This window comes from uncultured Pigmentiphaga sp. (assembly GCF_937950555.1).
Taxonomy (GTDB): Bacteria; Pseudomonadota; Gammaproteobacteria; order Burkholderiales; family Burkholderiaceae_B; genus Pigmentiphaga.
Window position 1 is genome coordinate 51,697 of sequence record NZ_CALFCW010000076.1, and the last position, 18,730, is coordinate 70,426.

Here is an 18,730-nt window from a genome sequence, read left to right on the forward strand (position 1 = left end):
ACGGACAGCCGGAGGGAAGCTCCCGGCTTCGTCCGGCTCAATCGTCGAACAACACGTAGTACAGGAGATCCAGGCCGTTGAGGGTGCCGCCCTTGACCACTGCCGAGAGGCCCCGGGACAGCCGGTAGCTCAGCTTGACCACGCCGTCACTGCCCGACAGGGCTTGCTCGAAGCTGGCGTACAGGCGATCGGTCAGGCGCTTGCCGACCACCAGGAACTGGCTGTTCGACAAGGCATAGGAAGACGACGTGCTGTCCCCCGCGACGGTACGGTCCGGCAGCAGGCCGCGCGAGCTGCCCACGTTGCCCGACCGCACGCCGATTTCGTCCAGCCCCAATTGGCGGGATATGGGCTCGCTGCCTTGCGGGCCGAGCAAGGAAGTCGCGGCGCTCAGCAGCAGCGTCGCATCCGCTCCCCCGCCGCCTTCATCGGGCCCCCGGCCCAGCAAGAGCCAGGAGAGTTTTTCCACGTCACTGACCTCGGGCGTGGAGACCAGGGCGATGCGCGGATGCCGCGCCGTCCCGCTGATGCTGACCCCGGCTTCCACCCGCGGCCCCACGCGCACCGCCACGATGTCGAGCAAGGGATCGTCGATCGGCCCCTGGAAGGTCAGCACGCCGCGGCGCACGGTCAGGGTCTGGCCATAGGCCTCGAAGCGACCGCCACGCGTGCGCACCGTGCCACTCGACGACAAGGCACTCGCCGTCCCGGCGACGCGCAGCTCTCCGGTCACGCCCGTATCCAGGCCATAGCCGCGCAGGTAGAAGCGGTCGCCCAGCTTGACGCCCACGTCGATCGCGATGCCCAGCGGTTTCTTGCGAGCGGGGTCCCCACTGCGCTGCAGGTAGACGTCGTCCGAGAGCTTGGGCGGGGCTTGCGTGCCCAGGTCCACCCAGCCGGTATCCACCTCGAACTGCCCGGCGATGCGCATGCGGTCCGGGATGATGTCCATGTCCACCTTGCCCGATCCCGCCACGAAACGATCCGCGCGCTGGATCACCGGGAAGCGCTGGGCCCTGAGCGCAGCGCTTCCCGACGATTCGGACAAGCTCCACTGCGCCGTCATCTCGAGCTCCCCGCCCTCGCTTTCGTTCTTGATCCAGGATTGCACGCGCGAATCGCGCGGGTTGACCCGGATGACGCTGGGAAAGCGCAGGGAGTCCAGGACGATGCGATCGTCGTGCAGCGACGCTTTCAGCGTCCCCTCGAGCAGCCGCACGCCATCGTCCAGGCGCACGACGCGTATGCCTTCGCCATTGAAGCCTCCGGACGCCCGCCATTGGCCGGCCTCTTGCACCACGCGCGCCGCGCCCGCCAGCTTGCCGCCCACTTCGACGCTGTCGCCGGTGAACAGGCTGATCCAGCTCAGATCCTGCAAATCGAGCTTGGCCTCGACGTTGGCAGGCCGGTCGCGGTCCAGGCCGATGGAACCTTCGCGCGCGACCACGCCGGCTTGGCCGTCCACGCGCACCGTGCCCATGCGTTGTCCCTCGATGCGTCCCGTCAGCACCACTCGGCTGTGCCCCGCATTGCCGTCCGGCGTCGCCTGGACCTGCGCCTCAAGCGCGCTCAAGCCCAGGGCGAAGGGCGGCGTGCCCGGCACCCATAAGTCCCCGCCCCGGCGCCGGATGCCGGCCGTCCCCTCCAAGGCACCGGAGAAACGCAGGTCCCAGTCAGCGTCCAATACCAGCATCCGCCCCGGTGGGATCGTCTTGCCGCCCATGGCTTCCATCAAGATGTCTGGCGTCCAGGTCAGGCCTTCGGCGCGCCCGCGGGTCTCCCAGCGGTCGCCGGCCCCGCGCGACCCTTCGTGCACCAGTTTGCCCTGCTGTCCGCCCGGGAGCTGGAGCGTAATCCGGGCTGGGCCCACTTCCCATTGCCACTGGGGTGCCGGTGCCGCCGGCACGTAGTTCAAGCTCACCGGCGACTCCAGCAGAATGCCCAGCGGCGCCCGGACGAGATCCAGGCGCGAGAGCGCGCCGCGCCACCCGGTGGTGCGCGGATCCTTGCCCGTGCTGCCCCAGCTGCCGCTGAACGCGGCCTTCAGCGTCGCGGGCGCCGATCCGTCCGCCGGCGTGAACTGGGCGTCCACGGTGCCGTCGTGGCGGGCCATCGTGCCCTGCAACGCCAAAGTCGCCTGCTTCATCACGGCCTGGGGCGCATCCGACACCGCAAGACGCTCGATCCGCAGGTCGAGGTCCGCCGGCGCGGCGGCAAACCCGCCCTGGACGCGGCGTGCGTTCGACGAAGAAGTCGCTGCCCCCAGGTTGGCACGCCCTTGGGCGCGCCCCACGCTCACCCCGCCCGGCACCCGCAGCTCCCGGGCGTCGAGCGTCATGTCGAGGAAAGGCGCATCCAGCGTCTCGCCCAGGACGCCGCGTGCGGTCAATTGTCCGTTGAGCAGCGGCGAGAGCGCCGCCAGCGACGGCGCATCGAGGTCGAAATGCAGTCTGTCGCGAGGCCGGCCGAATGCCCCGCGCGCCTCCAGCCGATTGCCGCCGGCGCTCAGCGCCGCATCGACACGCTCGATCCGCGGCCCCGCAAATGCCAGCTCCGCACGTCCGGCCAGCGGCTGCTTGTTCCAGCGGCTGCCCTCGTCGATGCGAAGCGCAGCCTTGCCCGCGAGCTCGGGCGCGAGCGCGCCTTCGACCGTCGCCGTCGCAGACACGCGCGCGGGCGGCAACACGTCGCTGCGCACCCAATGCGCCGGATCGAAACGGTCGAGCCGCAGCTCAGCCGTAAAACGCTGGGGCTCGGCGAGCTGCAACTCAGCTTTGCCCTGCGCCCTCGCCTCGCCCGCGGACAACACGGCTTCTGAGACCTGCAAGACGGATTCGCGCACGCGCGCCGCGAGCTTGAGCGCGAGCGGCATTTTCCCGGAACGATCGGAAAGGTCCGCAGCGAGGGACTGGACCGCCGCATCGGCCTCGAATGACAAGACCCCGGCCAAGCGGGTAGGCATCGCCGCACCGTGAATACGCGCAGCGTCCACGTTCGCCGCGCGCAGCTTTCCCTGCACTTGGCCGAAGGCATCATCGGGACGGCCGGACCGGCGCCAGCTCACCTGCCCATCCAGTCTTCCGCCGCCCGCCACCTCGATTGCGAGTTCGTTCAAGTCCAACGCATCGAACGTTTCCACCGGTACGCTCAAGCGCGCCGAAACCGCACTCACGGGCACCCCGTCCCGGTCGACCGGACGCGGCGCGGCATTGCGCACCGCAATCGGGCCTTGCAGCAGGGCGGGCCCCGTCCCGGACGACATGGCCAACTCGGCATCCAGGCTGAGGGCCGCCGCCGGCGCCCCCGGAACCCAGGCAGCAGGATCGACGCCCTTTAGCGCGAGCCTCAGCCCTCGCAGCGGGAATCCGCCGAGCAACGCGGCCTGGCCTTCGGCGTCGATGCCCACGCCGGCGCCGTCTCCGCGCACGGTAAAGGCCAGCTGCCCGAGCGAGCCTGTCCCCTTTGCCTCGATGTCGAAAGCGCGCTCGGCCTGCCTGCCACCCGCGTGCAGGGTCGCGTCGATCGGGAAAGGCGAGGCCGCGCCCAGCCTCGCTTCGCCGCGCAGCGTGGCCTCGGCTTGGGGTGCGGAGATGTGCAAGTTCGTGAGCCAGACTCGGTGCTCCTCGCCCGACGAGCTGGCCCGCAGGTCGAGGGAAGACAAGGCCGCAGGCAATCGCTCGCCGTCAGTCTCGATGTCGAGCGCGCCGAGCGCGAGCCTGTCCACGTCCAAGGCCAGCGGCAACCGCAGCGACTCGGGCGGTGGTGCGGGCTCGTCCGAGGGACGCAGGTTCAATCGCACGCGCCGCGCGGACAGCTCTGCCACGTGCAGCCGCATGCCACCCAGCGCGCGCCAGCGCACGTCCAGGCGCAGGCGCTCCACATCAGCGTCGAGGTCCGGCACGCGCACCGTCAACGCATCGATCTCGAGGCCGGACCATAGCGATCCGCGCACGCCCTCGGCGCGTATTTCACCGCCGGCCAGCCGCCCCCCCATGCGCAGCGCCCATGCGGCGCCGCCCGAAGTCGACGCAATCCAGGCTGCCGCGCCGGCGAGCGCCATCGCGCCCGCGGCCACGGCGCCTGCCAGCGCCCATGGCCATCGGCGACGACGCCGGGCAGGTTCCGGATGGTCTGGGACAGACGGACTCAAAATGCAATCCCCAAGGAAAAATGCAGGCGGACGTTCTTATCGCGCACCGCGTAGGCCAGGTCCACGCTAAGCGGGCCCGCGGGCGTGCGCACGCGCAGGCCGGTGCCCACGCCAGTGGCGAGCTTCATCGAGCCGAAGGTCGACGCCACGTTGCCGGTGTCCACGAACAGCGCCGCGCCGAAGCGTTCATCGAAATACCGCGTGCCCTCGATGCTGGCCACGAAGAGTACGGCGTCGCCGAGCACCGCATTGCCCACTTCGCGCCCCAGGCCGAGGTAACGGTAACCGCGCACCGAACGCGCGCCACCGGTGCGGAACGCGAAGTCATCGGGAACGCGGTTGAGGTCCCGCGCCCAGAGGCGGCCGACTTCGCCGCGCACCGTGATCACGTCGCGCTTGGTGGGCGACCACCAGTACTGGCCCCGCACCGAGAGCCGGCCGAAACGGTTGCGCGCGTCGAGTGCCGTGCCCACGCCAGCCCCCAATCCGAGCAAGGTTCCTTCGCGCGGATCGTATTTGTCGTTGACGTCGCGGCGGATCAACTCGGCCGTGGCGGTGGCGTTGTTGGCAGTAAATGCATTCAGGCCGTCGATGTCCGTGCGCTCGTGCGAAAGGCGCGCCCCATAGCGGGTCTCGTACTCGACCCGGCTCTTGAAGCTGGCGGGGTAGGTCTTGGCCCGGATCGCCCCGACAGCGAGCCGCCGCACATGCACGCCCTGGATATCTGAATCCTGCGCCAGCACCCCGAAGCTGTCACGGAATCCGTTCTCATTGGGGACGAGATGAATGTCCGCGTACCCCAGCCGGCGCAGCCGGTCGAGCCGCACCCCGGTTTCGAGCTCGACCGCCTGTCCGGCCACAACGTTCTGGCGATAAACGGTTTCGATCCGGGGGCCGGCTTCGTCGTCCACGCCGAGCGCGACGCTCATGCGGCGCGGCCGCGACTCGACCACGTCGGCCACCACCGGCAGCGTCAAATGAGTGGGCCCGCGATAGGCCGGTTCGGTGCGCGTCTGCTGCGAGTCCAAGCTCTCCGGCATCATGCCCGGATCCTCTTCCGGGTTGGCCGATATGCCAGTACGGTCGACGTCGAGCTTGGCGCCGGAGAAAAAAGGTGCCGCCTGCAGCGTCTGCTGCCACTCGACCATGCGCGCACGGTCGTAGGGCTCACCCGGACGGATCCGCACGTAGCGCTCGACAACGCCGGCCGGCACGCGCTTGAGGCCGCGCACCTCGACGCCCGACAGGCGCACTGCCGGGCCGCTGTCGAGCTTGACGTGGAGCACGGCCCGGGACCGTTCCACAATGATATCGGCGGCGGTATCGACGAGCCGGGCCGCAGGAAAATCGCGTTCCGAGGCCGCATCGAGCAAACTGCGCTTGGCGGCCTCCCATTCGTCGTTGCGAAACGGCGAGCCCTCCTTGAGCCCCCAGCTCGACCGCAGCTGCTCCGCCCGCTCCGCGTACTCGGGTTCGGCCAGCGCGCCGAGAAAAACGATATCCACGGCCTCCACCACCGTGCGCTCGCCCGGTACGATGGAAATGTCCCAGGTCGGCCCGGCGACGTCCGTCCCGGCCTCGAGCTCGACCTGCGGCGAAAAATATCCCTCGGTGGCGAGCGCGTCGATCGTCGCCTCACGGGCACGGCGGCGCAGGCGTATGCCTTCTCCGCCGTCTTGGTCGTCGGCCATGGCTGCCATGCTGTCGACGGCACGCGTGACGGCCTCCAAGGCGCTCGCCGGCAGGTCGCCAGGATCGATGGTGACTTCAGGTCGCGCAGCGAACCCTGGACGGGCCAGGCCCAGGGCCAGCATGACCGTCGCCAAGGCCAGGCATGCGCGGGCAGGCGACGGGCGGCGCCCCGATCCGCCCACCGTGCGAAACAGCCGCATCACAAATGCGCAACGGCGGAGAGGTTGACGCACGCGGCCCCGGTTCGGACTCCGGTTGCCGAGCGGGGATCGAAATCGGTCTCGCCACACAGGGCCCTGCAGACCCGCTCCACTGACAAACTCATGACGCTTCTGCCGTGTTGAATCAATCGCAAGCATAGCGGATCGCCCATGCCTGCTGGGAACGGCCCAATAACGATTGTTTTCAAGCAGTATCCGGCGCCGCGCATGGCCCTAAGTAGGATTGCCCATTTGGAATATGCCCGCGGTGGGCTATGCTACGGGGTCCTCATAAAACAGTAGGCGGTGGAAACCGGTCAAATGAAACCGGTTTCCCGGGCGTTGCTGGCGTTTTCCAGGCAAAACGGGAAAATGCCGGGCGTCCGCCCAATCTGCCTGGAAATATGGAAATTGGCTTACTTTTGATTTTGTTCCTCGCCAATGGCCTGTTCGCCATGAGCGAGATCGCGGTCGTCACCGCACGCAAATCCCGCCTCCAGCAGCGGGCGGACGAGGGCGATACCCGGGCCCGCGCCGCACTGGAGCTCGCAGAACACCCGACGCAATTCCTTTCCACTGTCCAAATAGGCATTACCTCGATCGGCATCCTCACCGGTATCGTCGGCGAGGGCGCCTTGGCGCAGCCGCTGGCCGAATTCATCCGCCGCTACATTCCGGCGCTGGAGCAGGCGGCAAGCGGCATCGCGCTGACGGTGGTCGTCATCGTCATCACCTTCCTGTCCATCATCATCGGTGAACTGGTACCCAAGCGCGTCGGGCAGATGCACGCCGAGGCCATCGCGGGCCTCATCGCCGCCCCGATGCGGGTACTGTCGTGGATCGCCACGCCTTTCGTGAGGCTGCTGTCGATGGCCACCGACTCGGTGCTCAAGCTGATCGGCGCGAAAGAAACCAAAGACCAGCTCGTCACCGAGGAAGAAATCCAGGTGCTGATGGCCCAGGGCGCCACGGCCGGCATCTTCGAGCAGGCTGAACAACAGATGGTCCGCAACGTCTTCCGCCTGGACGAACGGCGGCTGTCGTCGCTAATGGTTCCGCGCTCGGACATCGTATACCTGGACGTCAACGATCCCCTGGAGGTCTCCAAGGCCAAGATCGAGAGCTCGCATTACTCGCGTTTCCCCGTGGTGCGCGACGACCTCTCCGACGTCATTGGCTTCGTCCGCGCGAAAGACCTGCTCGCCCAGCTCATGGCGGGCGAGCCGCTGGACCTGACCGCCCGCCTCACGCCCGTGCTATACGTGCCGGAAACGTTGACCGGCACCGAGCTGGTCCAGAACTTCCGCGACTCTCATACCCAAACGGCGCTGGTGGTGGACGAATACGGCGACGTGCAGGGCCTCGTCACGCTGCGCGACGTGCTCGAAGCCATCGTGGGCGAATTCCACACCTCCACGTCGCCTGAGGAACCGTCGGCGGTAAAGCGCGAAGATGGCTCCTGGCTGCTCGATGGGCTGCTCGACGTCCACGAGCTGGAAGACATGCTCGACCTGCCCAACCTCCCGGAAGGCGATTCCGGCACCTATCACACGCTCTCAGGCATGTTGATGCTGTTGCTGGGACGCATTCCGCAGACGGGCGAACAGGTCGACTGGGGCGGATGGAACTTCGAAATCGTGGATATGGATGGCAAACGCATCGATAAGGTCATCGCGACCCGCATCCCGCAGGCCGAATCCGAAAACGAAGCGTATTGACGCATTGAAAAAGACCTCGCAGGCCCCACATCCTGCATATACTACGCAGGCCGGCGCCTGGCAGCGCCCGACCGCTCCGCGCGCCGGCTCCGTGCCGGTTCGCTGCCCACGTCCCCGAACGCCTCGGGAACTTTACGATCCAGCGGCCGACCAACAGGTTTGTCCGCCTCACCCTGAGCCGCGCGCCGGCTGCACGCTAGACCTATGATCGACACCATCGCCAAGCTGCTCCGCACCGTCTTCGTGGCAATCATCGCCCTGGTCGGCATGATCATGGCCGCCATACTCGTCGCCTCCACGGCGGTAGCCCTGGCCACCGTTTATTTCGTCGCCAAGCTGCGCGGCAAGCCCTTCGTCGCCAAGACCATTTGGCAGCGCTCGCAAAGCAAGTGGGGCTTCGGCGCAGATGCAGCGGCCGGCAGCCGCGCTGCCGGCGAGCCCGCCCGCAGCGGCTTTGCCCGCCGCATGAAACGCAGCGACATCGTCGACGTGGAAGTGCGCGACATTCCCTGACTCGCCGCAGCCAGGTCGCTCGACCTCCTGGCGCACACCCGGCGGACTCGTCACCATCATCGCCGTCGCGTCGCTACCGCGACGGCGAAGTCAGTCAAACACGGCGCAAGTTCGGCACCTCAAGGCCGGTAGAGGCCCCGCTTGGCCAGCCAATCGTTGATGAGCGCGGACACCTCGAGATTATTCTTGTCCATCATCACCATGTGCGAATTGCCCTTGATGCCGACCTTGGGCAAATCGACTTCATCCACGGAGCCACCCGCCTTGCGGACGGCTTCCGCGAACGCCGCCCCCTTGGCGCGGATGGTCGGCCAGCGCGAATCCTGCTCGATGTAATCGCCGTAAACCATCAGCGACGGAACCCCCTTGAGCGCGGCGACCTTGTCCATGTCTCCGACTTCGGCCGGCTCTACCGCCACCACGGCGCGTATCTTGTCCGGTCGCTGTTGCGCTGCCTGGAAGCCGAACTTGCCTGCCTGGCTATGCACCAGCAGGACGCACGGACACACTTTGTCCACCAGCTGTAGGTAAGCCTTCAGCGTGGGCTCGTCCGTCGTGGTCCAACGAGGCACGAACTGGCGCGCGAACTCCCAGATGTGGTCGGCAGGAAATTGATTGCCCGGAAGCAATTTGCGCTGCGCCGGATCATCGCTCCAAGAGCCGGCGCCGCCGATGCGAAAGCGCTCATAGGCATTGGCCGCAGTCACGAGCACGGGCTCGCCGGGCCATGCGGGCTTCGAAGTCGCCGGCCACCCAGAGCGGCCGCGTTCGACCGCATCGGAGTTGTACACGGCCCAGCCGCGCCGCAAGAAATCGTTGAGCCAACCCGGGCGGCCGTCCGGCGTGGTTTCGTACGTGACACCAGTCAGCCCGCCGCCGTGCCAGAGCAGAAGCGGAACCGCGCCCTTGCGGTTTTCCGGGATGAAGTACTGCACGTACATTTGTCCCACCACATACGTGCCGTTCGGGTCGATCTTGGCCGGCACGCCGGTGGGCGTGAACCTCACCTCGCGCACGGGCTCGCCGGAGATCACGAACTTCTCGCCGCCGATGTGAAACGACCCCATGTCGCTCAACACGATGGGCTCTGCCGACAACGACCCCACCCATGCCGAAGCGGCCAAAGCGGCCGCCACCGTCCATTTCTTCATCTCTCGCCTCCGTTGCGCTGCGCCTGGGCCGGTGAACCGCGCGGCAACGTTCCAGACGCTGCTTGAAAAAAACCCGGCTGTCGCCGGGCACTCCTCCATGCACGCTCCCCTGGGCGGGGAGCGACAAAGCGTCCGGGGACGGCCTCGGCCGCCCCGTCATGATTGCTGGATCAGTCGGCGGTGATCTTCGCCGTCTCGACAACCTTCCTCCAGCGGGCGACTTCGGACTTGACGAACTCGCCCAGTTGCTCCGGCGTACTGCTCTGCGGATCGGCACCCTGCTCCTTGAACTTGGCGATCACTTCCGGATCACGCAGCGAAGCATTCAGCACCTCGTTCAGGCGGTTCACGATGGCCTGGTCCGTGCTGGCCGGCGCGAACAGCGCGTACCATTGCGGCACGCTCACGCCCTTGATACCCAGCTCTTCCAGGGTGGGCACGTCCTTCAGCACTTCAGAGCGACGATCGCCCGCGAGCGCCAAGGCCTTGATGCGGCCAGTGGACAGGTGCGGATACGCGCTGAACAAGCTGGGGAACATGACCTGGGTGGTACCGGCCAACGTATCGGTCATGGCCGGGGCCGAACCCTTGTACGGCACGTGCAGCATGTTGATGCCGGTCACCATCTTGAACAGCTCCGCCGTGACGTGGGGAGCGGTCCCGACGCCGGCCGAAGCGTAGCTGAGGCTTTGCGGATCTTTCTTGGCCTTGGCGATCAGCTCCTGGACCGAATTGACGCCGGCGGTCGAGGACACGACCAGCAGCGTGGGCGAGCTCGCCAGCATGCCGATGGGCTTGAAATCCTTCACCGGGTCATAGCGCAGCTTCTGCAGCGCCGGGTTGATGCCATGGGTGGCGATGTAGCCGAAGAGCAGCGTGTAGCCGTCGCCCGGCGCGCGGGCGACGAACTCGCTGGCGATCGCGCCCTGGGCGCCTGCCTTGTTGACGACGATGATGGTTTGCTTGAGGTGCTCGCCCATCTTCTGCGCGATGACGCGCGCGAAGGCGTCGTTGCCGCCGCCCGGGGCGGTAGGCACGACGATGGTGATGGGCTGTTCGGGCCAAGCGGCCTGAACGTTGGCTGCACCGGCGGCGAGCGCGAATGCAGTCAAGCCGGCGGCCAGCGCCGGAACTCGGATCGAGGCTTGCATGAGAGAGTCTCCGTATCGGTCTTCGGACTTGCCGAAGCTGGGCGCCGCCCGACACCCGCCAGGGGCGAATGCACGGACGACCGCGTTACTAAAACGACATCAAAACAAATGGGCGGGCACGTACAACTGCCCTTCCATAATTTTCCTGGCGGTGCGGATCAGGCTTGCGCCGCGGACTTCGAGCGAGGATGTCCCCTCGCGCAATTCCACGTCGACGTCGATGCGGCCGGCCGGATGCGCCACGCCTATGCGATGCATGCCTGGCGAGCGCGACGTCGCCCCCAGGTCGAACGCCACCGTGCCCGGCGTGACGAACGCCGTGGCCACGCCGATCGCGCCGGTTACCGCGTGGGAGCGGTGGCACTTGTGCGGCGTGAAATACCGCGACGTTACCGTATTGCCGTCCTCGCCCTCGCTGACCAGCACGGGCTTGGGAATGACGCTGTCGGCCACGTCGCCCAGCCCCATCCGCAATCCCGCCTCGCGCCGCAGCGACTCCAATCGCTCGAGCAGCTCGGCATTGGCGTCCAGCTGCGCCGGTGTTTCGCGGCCGGAGACGCCGAGCGACGCGGCGCGCACGATCATCATCGGCATGGCGGCGTCGATGCACGTGACCGACACGCCGTCGATGACGTCTTGCAGGTGGCCCGTCGGGAACATATTGCCCGTTACCGAACCCCAGGCATCGAGGAAATTCAACCGGATTGGCGCACCGGTGCCGGACACGCCGTCGATGCGCACGTCGCCCTCGTACTCCGTGCGCCCGCCGGGCGTCTGCACGATGGCGTCTATGGTCGAGCGCGTATTCACGTTGTAGATACGCACCCGGGTTTCACCGTCTGCTGCCTGCACGAGGCCTTGGTCGATGGCGAACGGCCCCACGCCCGACAGCATGTTGCCGCAATTGGGGCGGGTATCGACCAGCTCCGTGTCGACGGCGACCTGGGCGAACAGGTAATCCACGTCGCACCCCGGCCGCGTCGAGCGCGACACGATCGCCACCTTGCTCGTCAGGCTATTGCCGCCGCCAAGGCCGTCGACCTGCAATTCGTGGGGCGACCCCATTGCAGACAACAACACGCGGTCGCGCTTGGATACGTCCTGCGGCAACCACTCGGCGCGGAAGTAAGGCCCACGGGACGTCCCGCCCCGCATGAGCACACAAGGTATGGCTTTTTGCATGCTGACATGATGAGGCGTGCAAAACCGAAAGTAAATTGCAACTTTTATATAATTTAATGCATGGCACGCATCAATTTCGACCTGCAAGAATTGCAGGCTTTCGTCGCCGTTGCAGAGCGCTCGAGCTTTCGCGCGGCGGCGGAAGACTTGCATTTGTCCCAGCCCGCCCTCAGCCGCCGCATCGAAAAACTGGAGGCGATCCTGGGGGTGCGCCTGCTCGACCGCACCACCCGCCACGTCTCCCTCACCAATGTCGGGCGCGTCTTCCTCGAGCGCTCCCGCGCGGCGCTGGACGAGCTCGAAGGGGCCATGCTCGGCGTCAGCGACCTCTCGGCCCAGCTGAGCGGCCTGGTCACGGTCGCCTGCGTGCCCTCGGTCGCGTACTACTTCCTGCCCTCGGTGCTGCGCGAGTTCACCGCCAAGCACCCCCGCATCCGGGTCCGCGTCATCGACGAAGGCGCCAATACCGTACTGAACGCCGTCATTTCCGGCCGCGCAGACTTCGGCGTGAATTTCATCGGCACCCAGGAAACCGAGGTCGAATTCAAGGCCATCTTCAAGGAAAGCTTCGTCCTGGCGGCGCGCCGGGACCACCCCCTGGCGCAGCGCAAATCAGTCACGTGGGAAGACCTATCCGGCGAACGCCTCATGACCGTGGACAAAGGCAGCGGCAACCGGCTGCTCATCGAAGCCGCCCTGGCCAAGAGCGGCAAACACTCGCAAAACGCGATCGAGGTGAGCCACGTCCTCACGCTGCTGGGCATGGTCGAGGCCGGGCTGGGCATCGCCGCGGTGCCCCAGCTGGCCCTGCCGCTCACGACACACCCCACGCTGGTAGGCATCCCCTTGGGCAAGCCCCGCGTGAGCCGCACCCTCGGCCTCATCTCCAAGCACGGCCGGACGCTGTCGCCGGCAGCCAACGTCCTCTACGCCATGCTCAGGAACGCCGGGCGCGCGGCCAAGAGCTAACACCCCTGGGCGATTAAGGGCAGTTAGCGCTTACCGACTTTCCCGCCGCGTGCGGGCAGGCGCGCCCCGCTAGCCCGCCCGGTCGATCAAGGCCAGCGCTTCCCGTATGGCGTCCACGTCGGTGGGCCGCACGAGCCGCGCGACTTCCCGGCCTCGGTCGAGGAAAATCAGCGTCGGCCACAGCTTGACGCCGAACGACCGCCCCAGCGCCCGCCCCTTGCCGTCCTCCACCTTCACGTGCCTGACCTTCGCATGCCCCTCGAATGCAGCCTCCAGCAGCGGCTGCGCCGCCTGGCAATACCCGCACCACGGCGCCCCGAACTCCAATACCGTGGGCTCCTCCAGCGCATCGATTTCAGCTCGCGCAGGCTCGTAGGTCGCGTAGACAGTGTTCATAGACATGCGGGCCTCCTATGCGGCCAGTATATAGAGTGGCGTGCGCAATCCTTAGAGTGGCGTGCGCAATCCTCATTCCCGCGCACACTCCCCCGGAAAGTTTTGCCGCCGATCGGGGAAGCAAGGCCCCAGGCCCCTCCACCAGCTAAAATCCCCCTTTGACACACAGATTTCCCCAACCTCCGTCCATGTCGCGCACCCTCTTCGTCACCACCGCCCTGCCCTACGCCAACGGATCCTTCCACATCGGCCACATCATGGAATACATCCAGGCCGACATCTGGGTCCGCAACATGCGCATGCAAGGCCATACGGTCCACTTCGTGTGCGCCGACGACGCCCATGGCGCGCCCATCATGCTCAAGGCCGAGGCAGAGGGCATCACCCCGCGCGAACTGGTCGCGCGCATCGCCGCCGAACGCCCCAAATACCTCGAGGGCTTCCACATTGCCTTCGACCATTGGCACTCGACCGATTCGGACGAAAACACCGAGCTGTCGCGCCAAATCTACCTCAAGCTGCGCGAAGCGGGCCTGATCGAAACGCGCACCATCGAACAGTTCTACGATCCGGTCAAAGGCATGTTCCTGGCCGACCGCTACATCAAGGGCGAATGCCCCAAGTGCGGCGCCAAAGACCAATACGGCGATTCCTGCGAAGTCTGCGGCGCCGTCTACGCGCCCACCGACCTGCGCAACCCTTACTCCACGCTCACCGGCGCCACGCCCGTCCTGAAGAGCTCCGAACACTTCTTCTTCAAGCTGTCCGATCCGCGCTGCTATGCCTTCCTGCAAGAGTGGACGGCAAGCGTCAACCGAAACGGCGCACCGCGCCTGCAGCCGGAGGTTTACGCCAAGACGCGGGAATGGCTCGGCGAAGCGGGCAAGCTGGCAGACTGGGACATCTCCCGCGACGCACCGTATTTCGGCATCGAGATCCCTGATGCGCCAGGCAAATACTTCTATGTCTGGCTCGACGCCCCCGTGGGCTACCTGGCTTCGCTCAAGGCGTATTGCAAGAAAGCCGGCATGGATTTCGACGCCCTGCTCGATCCGCAATCCGATACCGAGCAGTACCACTTCATCGGCAAGGACATCGTGTATTTCCACGCCCTGTTCTGGCCCGCGATGCTGCACTTTGCGCAGCGCAAGACGCCCGACGGCCTGCACGTGCACGGGTTCATCACGGTCAGCGGCGAGAAGATGTCCAAGAGCCGCGGCACCGGCATTTCGCCGCTGCGTTACCTCGAGCTGGGCATGAACCCGGAATGGCTGCGCTATTACATTGCGGCCAAGCTCAATGCCCACGTCGAAGACCTGGACTTCAACCCCGAGGATTTCGTCGCCCGCGTCAACAGCGATCTCGTCGGCAAGTACGTCAACATCGCCAGCCGCGCCTCGAATTTCATCATCAAGCATTTCGACGGGCAGCTCTGCTTCGAAGGCAAGCTGCCCGGCGAGCTCGAAGCGGAGCTGGCAGCCGCCGCGGAGTCGGTCCGCACGGCTTTCGAAGCGCGCGAATACGGCAAGGCCATTCGCGAAGTCATGGCCGCGGCGGATCGCATCAACCAAGCCTTCGATGCGGCCCAACCCTGGGTGCTGGCCAAGCAACTCGACGATGCTGGCAACAAGCGTGCGCTGCACGAAACCTGCTCGCGCGCCTTGGCCGGGTTCAAGGCGCTTTCGGTGATGCTGGCCCCGGTGCTGCCTGCCCTCACCCGCCGGGTGGCGCGCGAGCTATTCGGGCTGGGCCGCGATTTCCAATGGAGCGACGTCGCGGTCGCGCCCGAGCGCATCGCACCGTACAAGCACCTGGCCCAACGGGTCGATCCCAAGCTGCTGGATGCGCTGTTCGAGCCGCCCGCCGCGCCGGCCCCGGCTGCGCCCACGCCGGGCGGCGAGGCCATCGCGCCCACCATCACCATCGACGACTTTGCCAAGGTAGACCTGCGCATCGCCAAGATCGTGGACTGCCAGCACGTCGAGGGCTCGGACAAGCTGCTGCGCCTAACGCTGGACGTAGGCGAGGGGCGCACCCGGAATGTGTTTTCGGGCATCAAATCGGCCTACAAGCCCGAAGACCTCATCGGCAAACTGACGGTGATGGTTGCCAACCTTGCCCCGCGCAAGATGAAGTTCGGCGTCTCCGAAGGCATGGTGCTGGCCGCCAGCCACGCCGACGAAAAAGCACACCCCGGAATCTACGTGCTCGAACCGACGAGCGGTGCCCAGCCTGGCATGCGCGTACGCTGAAACCTTCCCCGCGCGCCTGCCGGCGTCCAGGCGCGCGGCATGCCCGGTGCCGGCGGGCTCAGCGCTGGCCGGCTTCGGCGGGCTGGGCAACGCCCGGCTTGCGCTTGGCCCGGTTCACCACCATGCGGTCGTGCAATTCCCGGATGGCGGAAGAACCGGTGCTGACGAACAGGAAGGGAAAGATTCCGTGGAGGAAGCAAGCCATGGCCGCAGTCAACATGCGCCAGGCAAAGCTCCACGCCGAGGCAAGGTGCTCGAGATAGGTCTCGCCCACGGATGCCGGATGGGAGGTAAATGACCAATTACGCATGGGACGGAATCGCGGAGTTGAGGACTGCATTTACTCTATCAAGGCAGCCTGTCAAAATTTCTGCAAAATTGCGCCCCTCAAGCCAAAAAAGGGGAAATTTTTCCTCTTTCTTGGCCAGCTTAAAGAATATTTTTTCCCAACCCGGCCCACCCCAGCCTGGCCGCCCGGGCCACCGGCCCCCACCCCCAGCGTGCAGTAAACTCCCGACTGCAACGCAAGCCCGCCGGATGCCGATCGCCGGCGCCGCATGCAGAAACGAAGGTTAGTCATGGCCAAGAGCTACGAATCCGACATCACCCAATTCCTGCGCAACCTCAAACAGGAGCGCCCGCATCTCGAAGCCGAGCAAAAGAAAGGCCGCGCTCGCCTTTGGGACAAGTCCATCGATCCGGAACTCGTCGAAGGCTTCAAGGCCGCGACGGTGCCGCAAAAACCCTATGTCTACCAAACGGACCACTAAGCGCTCGGGAAATGGGCTCCTCCCCGCCTCCCAACGACGGGTTGACCGCATTGGCTGAACCCGCCGTCGACAGCACGCCCGACGTCGTCGACGGCGTGGCCATCGCTCGGCTATATGGCGAGCCGCTGTTCGCCCTGCCGCAGGACCTATACATTCCGCCGGACGCGCTCGAGATCTTCCTCGAGACCTTCGAAGGCCCGCTAGACCTGCTGCTCTACCTGATCCGCAAGCAGAACTTCAACGTACTGGACATCCCGATGGCGGAAGTCACCCGCCAATACCTGTCCTACGTGGAGCAGATCCGCCAGCGCAACCTGGAACTGGCGGCCGAGTACCTGCTCATGGCGGCGATGCTGATCGAAATCAAGTCGCGCATGCTGCTGCCCGTGCGCAAGGCCGACACCGAAGAGGAAGTCGAAGACCCGCGCGCCGAGCTGGTGAGGCGGCTCCTCGAATACGAGCAGATGAAGCTCGCCGCGCAGCAGTTGGATAAACTCCCGCAACTCGGCCGGGACTTCTTCCGCGCCCAGGTCCTGCTGGAACAGGCCACGCAACGCCGCCTGCCCGACGTGAACCCCGAGGAGCTGCGGCAGGCTTGGGCAGAGATCGTCAAACGGGCCAAGCTCAATGCGCACCATCACATTTCGCGCGAAGAGCTCTCCGTGCGCGATCACATGAGCCATATCCTGCGTCGGCTGCAAAACGTGCGCTACATGGAGTTCACCGAATTATTCATGGAGCGCATACAAGACGGCGCGGGCGTACCGGTCATCGTCGTGCATTTCATCGCGATGCTGGAGCTTGCCCGCGAATCATTGGTCGAGATCACCCAGGCGGAGCCCTACGCACCGATCTACGTCCGCCTGGCATTCACTTCCGTTCACACTCACTGAGGCGCCGGCACCGGCGGCCCGCTCGCCGAGCGGGCATGCTCCGGGCCAGGCGGCTCTCCAACCGCATCCAACACCATGAAGGTCGTCCACACTATCGAAGAACTGCGCGATCAATTGCGAGGCCAATTGCGAGTCGCCTTCGTGCCTACCATGGGCAATCTGCACGAAGGGCACCTGGCCTTGATGAAAACCGCGCGCCAGCACGGCGATCCGGTCGTCGCCAGCATCTTCGTCAACCGGCTGCAGTTCGGTCCCAACGAGGACTTCGACCGCTATCCCCGCACGCTGCCGGCGGACATCGAGAAATTGGAGCGGGACCGCAACGTCTACGTGCTGTTCGCGCCGGACGAAAAAGAGATGTATCCCGAACCGCAAAACTTCCGGGTGCAGCCGCCGGCCGACCTCGGCGGCATCCTGGAAGGGGAATTCCGGCCGGGCTTTTTCACTGGCGTCTCGACCGTCGTGCTCAAGCTGCTGTCCTGCGTCCAGCCGCGCGTCGCGGTCTTCGGCAAGAAAGACTACCAGCAGCTGATGGTCGTGCGGGCCATGTGCCGTCAGTTCCAGTTGCCGGTAGAGATCGTGCCGCAGGAAACCGTGCGTGCCGAGGACGGACTGGCGCTGTCCTCGCGCAACGGCTATCTCACGCCCCAGGAGCGCGCGGAGGCGCCCATGCTCTACGCTACGCTGCGGCGGCTGCAGGCCCGGCTGCACGAAGGCGTGCGTGACACGGCGCTGCTCGAGCGCGAGGCCATCGCGACGCTGACCGAGCGCGGCTGGAAGGTAGACTATGTTGCGGTGCGCCGGCAACGCGATCTGCTGCCGCCCACGCAGGAAGAAATGGAACGCGAGGAACCCTTGGTGGCGCTCGCCGCAGCCAAGCTCGGCACGACCCGCCTCATCGACAACCTGGAACTGTAGGACCGAACCGCCCCCATCCCCGGCCCCATCCAAGCGCGGACCGCTTGCAAGCAATTGATACAGTGGGGCCGCACGGGGCTCGCGAGTGACGGCGGTTCGCTACAATTCCCGGCACTGGATGGTTTACGATACGCCCATGCTCGAAGATCTCGACCTGCTCGCCAGCCGCATACGCCAGCTCACGGAACTGACCCAAAGCCTGCGCGAAGAAAACGCGGCGCTGGGCAAGAGCCTCGCCCAGCGCGACTCGCACATCCGCGTGCTGCGCGAGGCGCTGGCGGCTGCGCAGGCGCGGGTCGAAGGTGTGCTGGCCCGCCTGCCGGGCGGCGAGGAGCCGACCGGCGAAGCCGAGGGCGAAGGCGAAGCCCAAACGGACAACGCTTCTCCACCCGCTGCAGAAGGCGCCGATCCGGGCGCTCGGAGTCTATATGGAACGACTTGACGTCACGATATTCGGCAAGGAATATCCGCTCGCCTGCGAACCATCCGAAAAAGAAGCCCTGCTCACCGCGGCCCACATGGTCGACCGCACCATGCATCGCATCAAGGCCAGCGGTAAGGTCGTCGGCACCGAGCGCATCGCCATCATGGCTGCGCTGCAATTGGCCGGCGAGCTCATGAATGCGAAGTCTCCAGATTCTCGCCTTGCGGTCGGCGACTATAAGCGTAAAATTGAGGACATGCATCGCATGGTCGATGCAGCCTTGGGCACCCAAGAAAAGTTGTTTTGAGTTTTGATGTTTGTGCGGTACTTTTCGGTCCTGCACAAGCGCGT

Annotated in this window: 16 protein-coding genes; 9 read left to right on the top strand and 7 right to left on the bottom strand. The window is 65.9% G+C overall.

The window, feature by feature from the left end:
• Positions 1-37: 37 nt before the first annotated feature.
• Both Q0319_RS18905 and Q0319_RS18910 read right to left on the bottom strand, forming a co-directional pair.
• Positions 38-4,150, bottom strand: a complete 4,113-nt coding sequence (locus tag Q0319_RS18905) for a translocation/assembly module TamB domain-containing protein (protein WP_299455172.1) — start codon at positions 4,148-4,150, stop codon at positions 38-40.
• On the bottom strand, positions 4,147-6,042 hold the full coding sequence (locus Q0319_RS18910; protein WP_296465448.1) for a BamA/TamA family outer membrane protein: 1,896 nt from the start codon (positions 6,040-6,042) through the stop codon (positions 4,147-4,149). The genes Q0319_RS18905 and Q0319_RS18910 overlap by 4 nt, the downstream gene beginning before the upstream one ends.
• Positions 6,043-6,446: 404 nt before the next feature.
• On the opposite strand from Q0319_RS18910, the gene Q0319_RS18915 reads away from it, so the two are divergent.
• Together Q0319_RS18915 and Q0319_RS18920 are read left to right on the top strand one after the other, a co-directional pair.
• A complete protein-coding gene (locus Q0319_RS18915) occupies positions 6,447-7,760 on the top strand; it encodes a hemolysin family protein (RefSeq protein WP_296465450.1) in 1,314 nt (437 codons plus the stop codon).
• Between the two features lie 204 nt (positions 7,761-7,964).
• Positions 7,965-8,273 (top strand): hypothetical protein, encoded by a 309-nt coding sequence (locus tag Q0319_RS18920; protein WP_296465455.1) that lies wholly within the window; start codon positions 7,965-7,967, stop codon positions 8,271-8,273.
• A 119-nt stretch (positions 8,274-8,392) separates the two neighbouring features.
• Here the strand turns inward: Q0319_RS18920 and Q0319_RS18925 are convergent, their stop codons facing one another.
• From Q0319_RS18925 to Q0319_RS18935, 3 genes are all read right to left on the bottom strand, one after another.
• Positions 8,393-9,424 carry an esterase gene (locus tag Q0319_RS18925; RefSeq protein WP_299455176.1) on the bottom strand — a complete coding sequence of 344 codons (1,032 nt, stop codon included), beginning with the start codon at positions 9,422-9,424 and terminating at the stop codon, positions 8,393-8,395.
• A gap of 170 nt (positions 9,425-9,594) precedes the next feature.
• Complete coding sequence (locus Q0319_RS18930) at positions 9,595-10,575, bottom strand: tripartite tricarboxylate transporter substrate binding protein (protein ID WP_296469558.1); 981 nt, start codon at positions 10,573-10,575, stop codon at positions 9,595-9,597.
• Positions 10,576-10,674: 99 nt separating this feature from the next.
• Positions 10,675-11,757, bottom strand: coding sequence for a 4-oxalomesaconate tautomerase (locus Q0319_RS18935; RefSeq protein WP_299455180.1), 1,083 nt, complete (start codon positions 11,755-11,757; stop codon positions 10,675-10,677).
• A 60-nt stretch (positions 11,758-11,817) separates the two neighbouring features.
• On the opposite strand from Q0319_RS18935, the gene Q0319_RS18940 reads away from it, so the two are divergent.
• On the top strand, positions 11,818-12,726 hold the full coding sequence (locus Q0319_RS18940) for a LysR family transcriptional regulator (protein ID WP_299455183.1): 909 nt from the start codon (positions 11,818-11,820) through the stop codon (positions 12,724-12,726).
• A gap of 69 nt (positions 12,727-12,795) precedes the next feature.
• Here Q0319_RS18940 and Q0319_RS18945 read toward each other — a convergent pair whose 3' ends face one another.
• A complete protein-coding gene (locus tag Q0319_RS18945; protein WP_296469562.1) occupies positions 12,796-13,128 on the bottom strand; it encodes a thioredoxin family protein in 333 nt (110 codons plus the stop codon).
• Positions 13,129-13,310: 182 nt separating this feature from the next.
• Here Q0319_RS18945 and metG point away from each other — a divergent pair, with 182 nt between their 5' ends.
• A complete protein-coding gene (metG, locus tag Q0319_RS18950) occupies positions 13,311-15,374 on the top strand; it encodes a methionine--tRNA ligase (RefSeq protein WP_296469564.1) in 2,064 nt (687 codons plus the stop codon).
• A 58-nt stretch (positions 15,375-15,432) separates the two neighbouring features.
• Here the strand turns inward: metG and Q0319_RS18955 are convergent, their stop codons facing one another.
• Positions 15,433-15,684: a DUF6356 family protein gene (locus Q0319_RS18955; protein ID WP_296469566.1), complete on the bottom strand. Its 252-nt coding sequence runs from the start codon at positions 15,682-15,684 to the stop codon at positions 15,433-15,435.
• A gap of 268 nt (positions 15,685-15,952) precedes the next feature.
• On the opposite strand from Q0319_RS18955, the gene Q0319_RS18960 reads away from it, so the two are divergent.
• From Q0319_RS18960 to Q0319_RS18980, 5 genes are all read left to right on the top strand, one after another.
• The gene (locus Q0319_RS18960) at positions 15,953-16,144 is read left to right on the top strand and encodes a DUF3460 family protein (protein ID WP_296471303.1); all 192 of its coding nucleotides are present in this window, start codon (positions 15,953-15,955) and stop codon (positions 16,142-16,144) included.
• A gap of 11 nt (positions 16,145-16,155) precedes the next feature.
• Positions 16,156-17,037 carry a ScpA family protein gene (locus tag Q0319_RS18965; RefSeq protein ID WP_299455190.1) on the top strand — a complete coding sequence of 294 codons (882 nt, stop codon included), beginning with the start codon at positions 16,156-16,158 and terminating at the stop codon, positions 17,035-17,037.
• 75 nt (positions 17,038-17,112) lie between these two features.
• The gene (panC, locus tag Q0319_RS18970; protein ID WP_299455193.1) at positions 17,113-17,955 is read left to right on the top strand and encodes a pantoate--beta-alanine ligase; all 843 of its coding nucleotides are present in this window, start codon (positions 17,113-17,115) and stop codon (positions 17,953-17,955) included.
• Positions 17,956-18,091: 136 nt separating this feature from the next.
• Positions 18,092-18,397: a hypothetical protein gene (locus Q0319_RS18975; protein ID WP_296463847.1), complete on the top strand. Its 306-nt coding sequence runs from the start codon at positions 18,092-18,094 to the stop codon at positions 18,395-18,397.
• On the top strand, positions 18,384-18,686 hold the full coding sequence (locus Q0319_RS18980; protein WP_296463846.1) for a cell division protein ZapA: 303 nt from the start codon (positions 18,384-18,386) through the stop codon (positions 18,684-18,686). Before Q0319_RS18975 ends, Q0319_RS18980 begins: the two co-directional genes overlap by 14 nt.
• The last annotated feature ends 44 nt before the right edge of the window (positions 18,687-18,730 follow it).

Bases quoted from the DNA above. Each gene is read 5' to 3' on its own strand.
- Q0319_RS18915 (WP_296465450.1), top strand. From the start codon at position 6,447: ATGGAAATTGGCTTACTTTTGATTTTGTTCCTCGCCAATGGCCTGTTC.
- Q0319_RS18920 (WP_296465455.1), top strand. From the start codon at position 7,965: ATGATCGACACCATCGCCAAGCTGCTCCGCACCGTCTTCGTGGCAATC.
- Q0319_RS18980 (WP_296463846.1), top strand. From the start codon at position 18,384: ATGGAACGACTTGACGTCACGATATTCGGCAAGGAATATCCGCTCGCC.
- Q0319_RS18965 (WP_299455190.1), top strand. From the start codon at position 16,156: ATGGGCTCCTCCCCGCCTCCCAACGACGGGTTGACCGCATTGGCTGAA.
- Q0319_RS18910 (WP_296465448.1), bottom strand. From the start codon at position 6,042: ATGCGGCTGTTTCGCACGGTGGGCGGATCGGGGCGCCGCCCGTCGCCT.
- Q0319_RS18955 (WP_296469566.1), bottom strand. From the start codon at position 15,684: ATGCGTAATTGGTCATTTACCTCCCATCCGGCATCCGTGGGCGAGACC.
- Q0319_RS18930 (WP_296469558.1), bottom strand. From the start codon at position 10,575: ATGCAAGCCTCGATCCGAGTTCCGGCGCTGGCCGCCGGCTTGACTGCA.
- Q0319_RS18975 (WP_296463847.1), top strand. From the start codon at position 18,092: ATGCTCGAAGATCTCGACCTGCTCGCCAGCCGCATACGCCAGCTCACG.
- Q0319_RS18945 (WP_296469562.1), bottom strand. From the start codon at position 13,128: ATGTCTATGAACACTGTCTACGCGACCTACGAGCCTGCGCGAGCTGAA.
- metG (WP_296469564.1), top strand. From the start codon at position 13,311: ATGTCGCGCACCCTCTTCGTCACCACCGCCCTGCCCTACGCCAACGGA.
- Q0319_RS18935 (WP_299455180.1), bottom strand. From the start codon at position 11,757: ATGCAAAAAGCCATACCTTGTGTGCTCATGCGGGGCGGGACGTCCCGT.
- Q0319_RS18960 (WP_296471303.1), top strand. From the start codon at position 15,953: ATGGCCAAGAGCTACGAATCCGACATCACCCAATTCCTGCGCAACCTC.
- Q0319_RS18925 (WP_299455176.1), bottom strand. From the start codon at position 9,424: ATGAAGAAATGGACGGTGGCGGCCGCTTTGGCCGCTTCGGCATGGGTG.
- Q0319_RS18940 (WP_299455183.1), top strand. From the start codon at position 11,818: ATGGCACGCATCAATTTCGACCTGCAAGAATTGCAGGCTTTCGTCGCC.
- panC (WP_299455193.1), top strand. From the start codon at position 17,113: ATGAAGGTCGTCCACACTATCGAAGAACTGCGCGATCAATTGCGAGGC.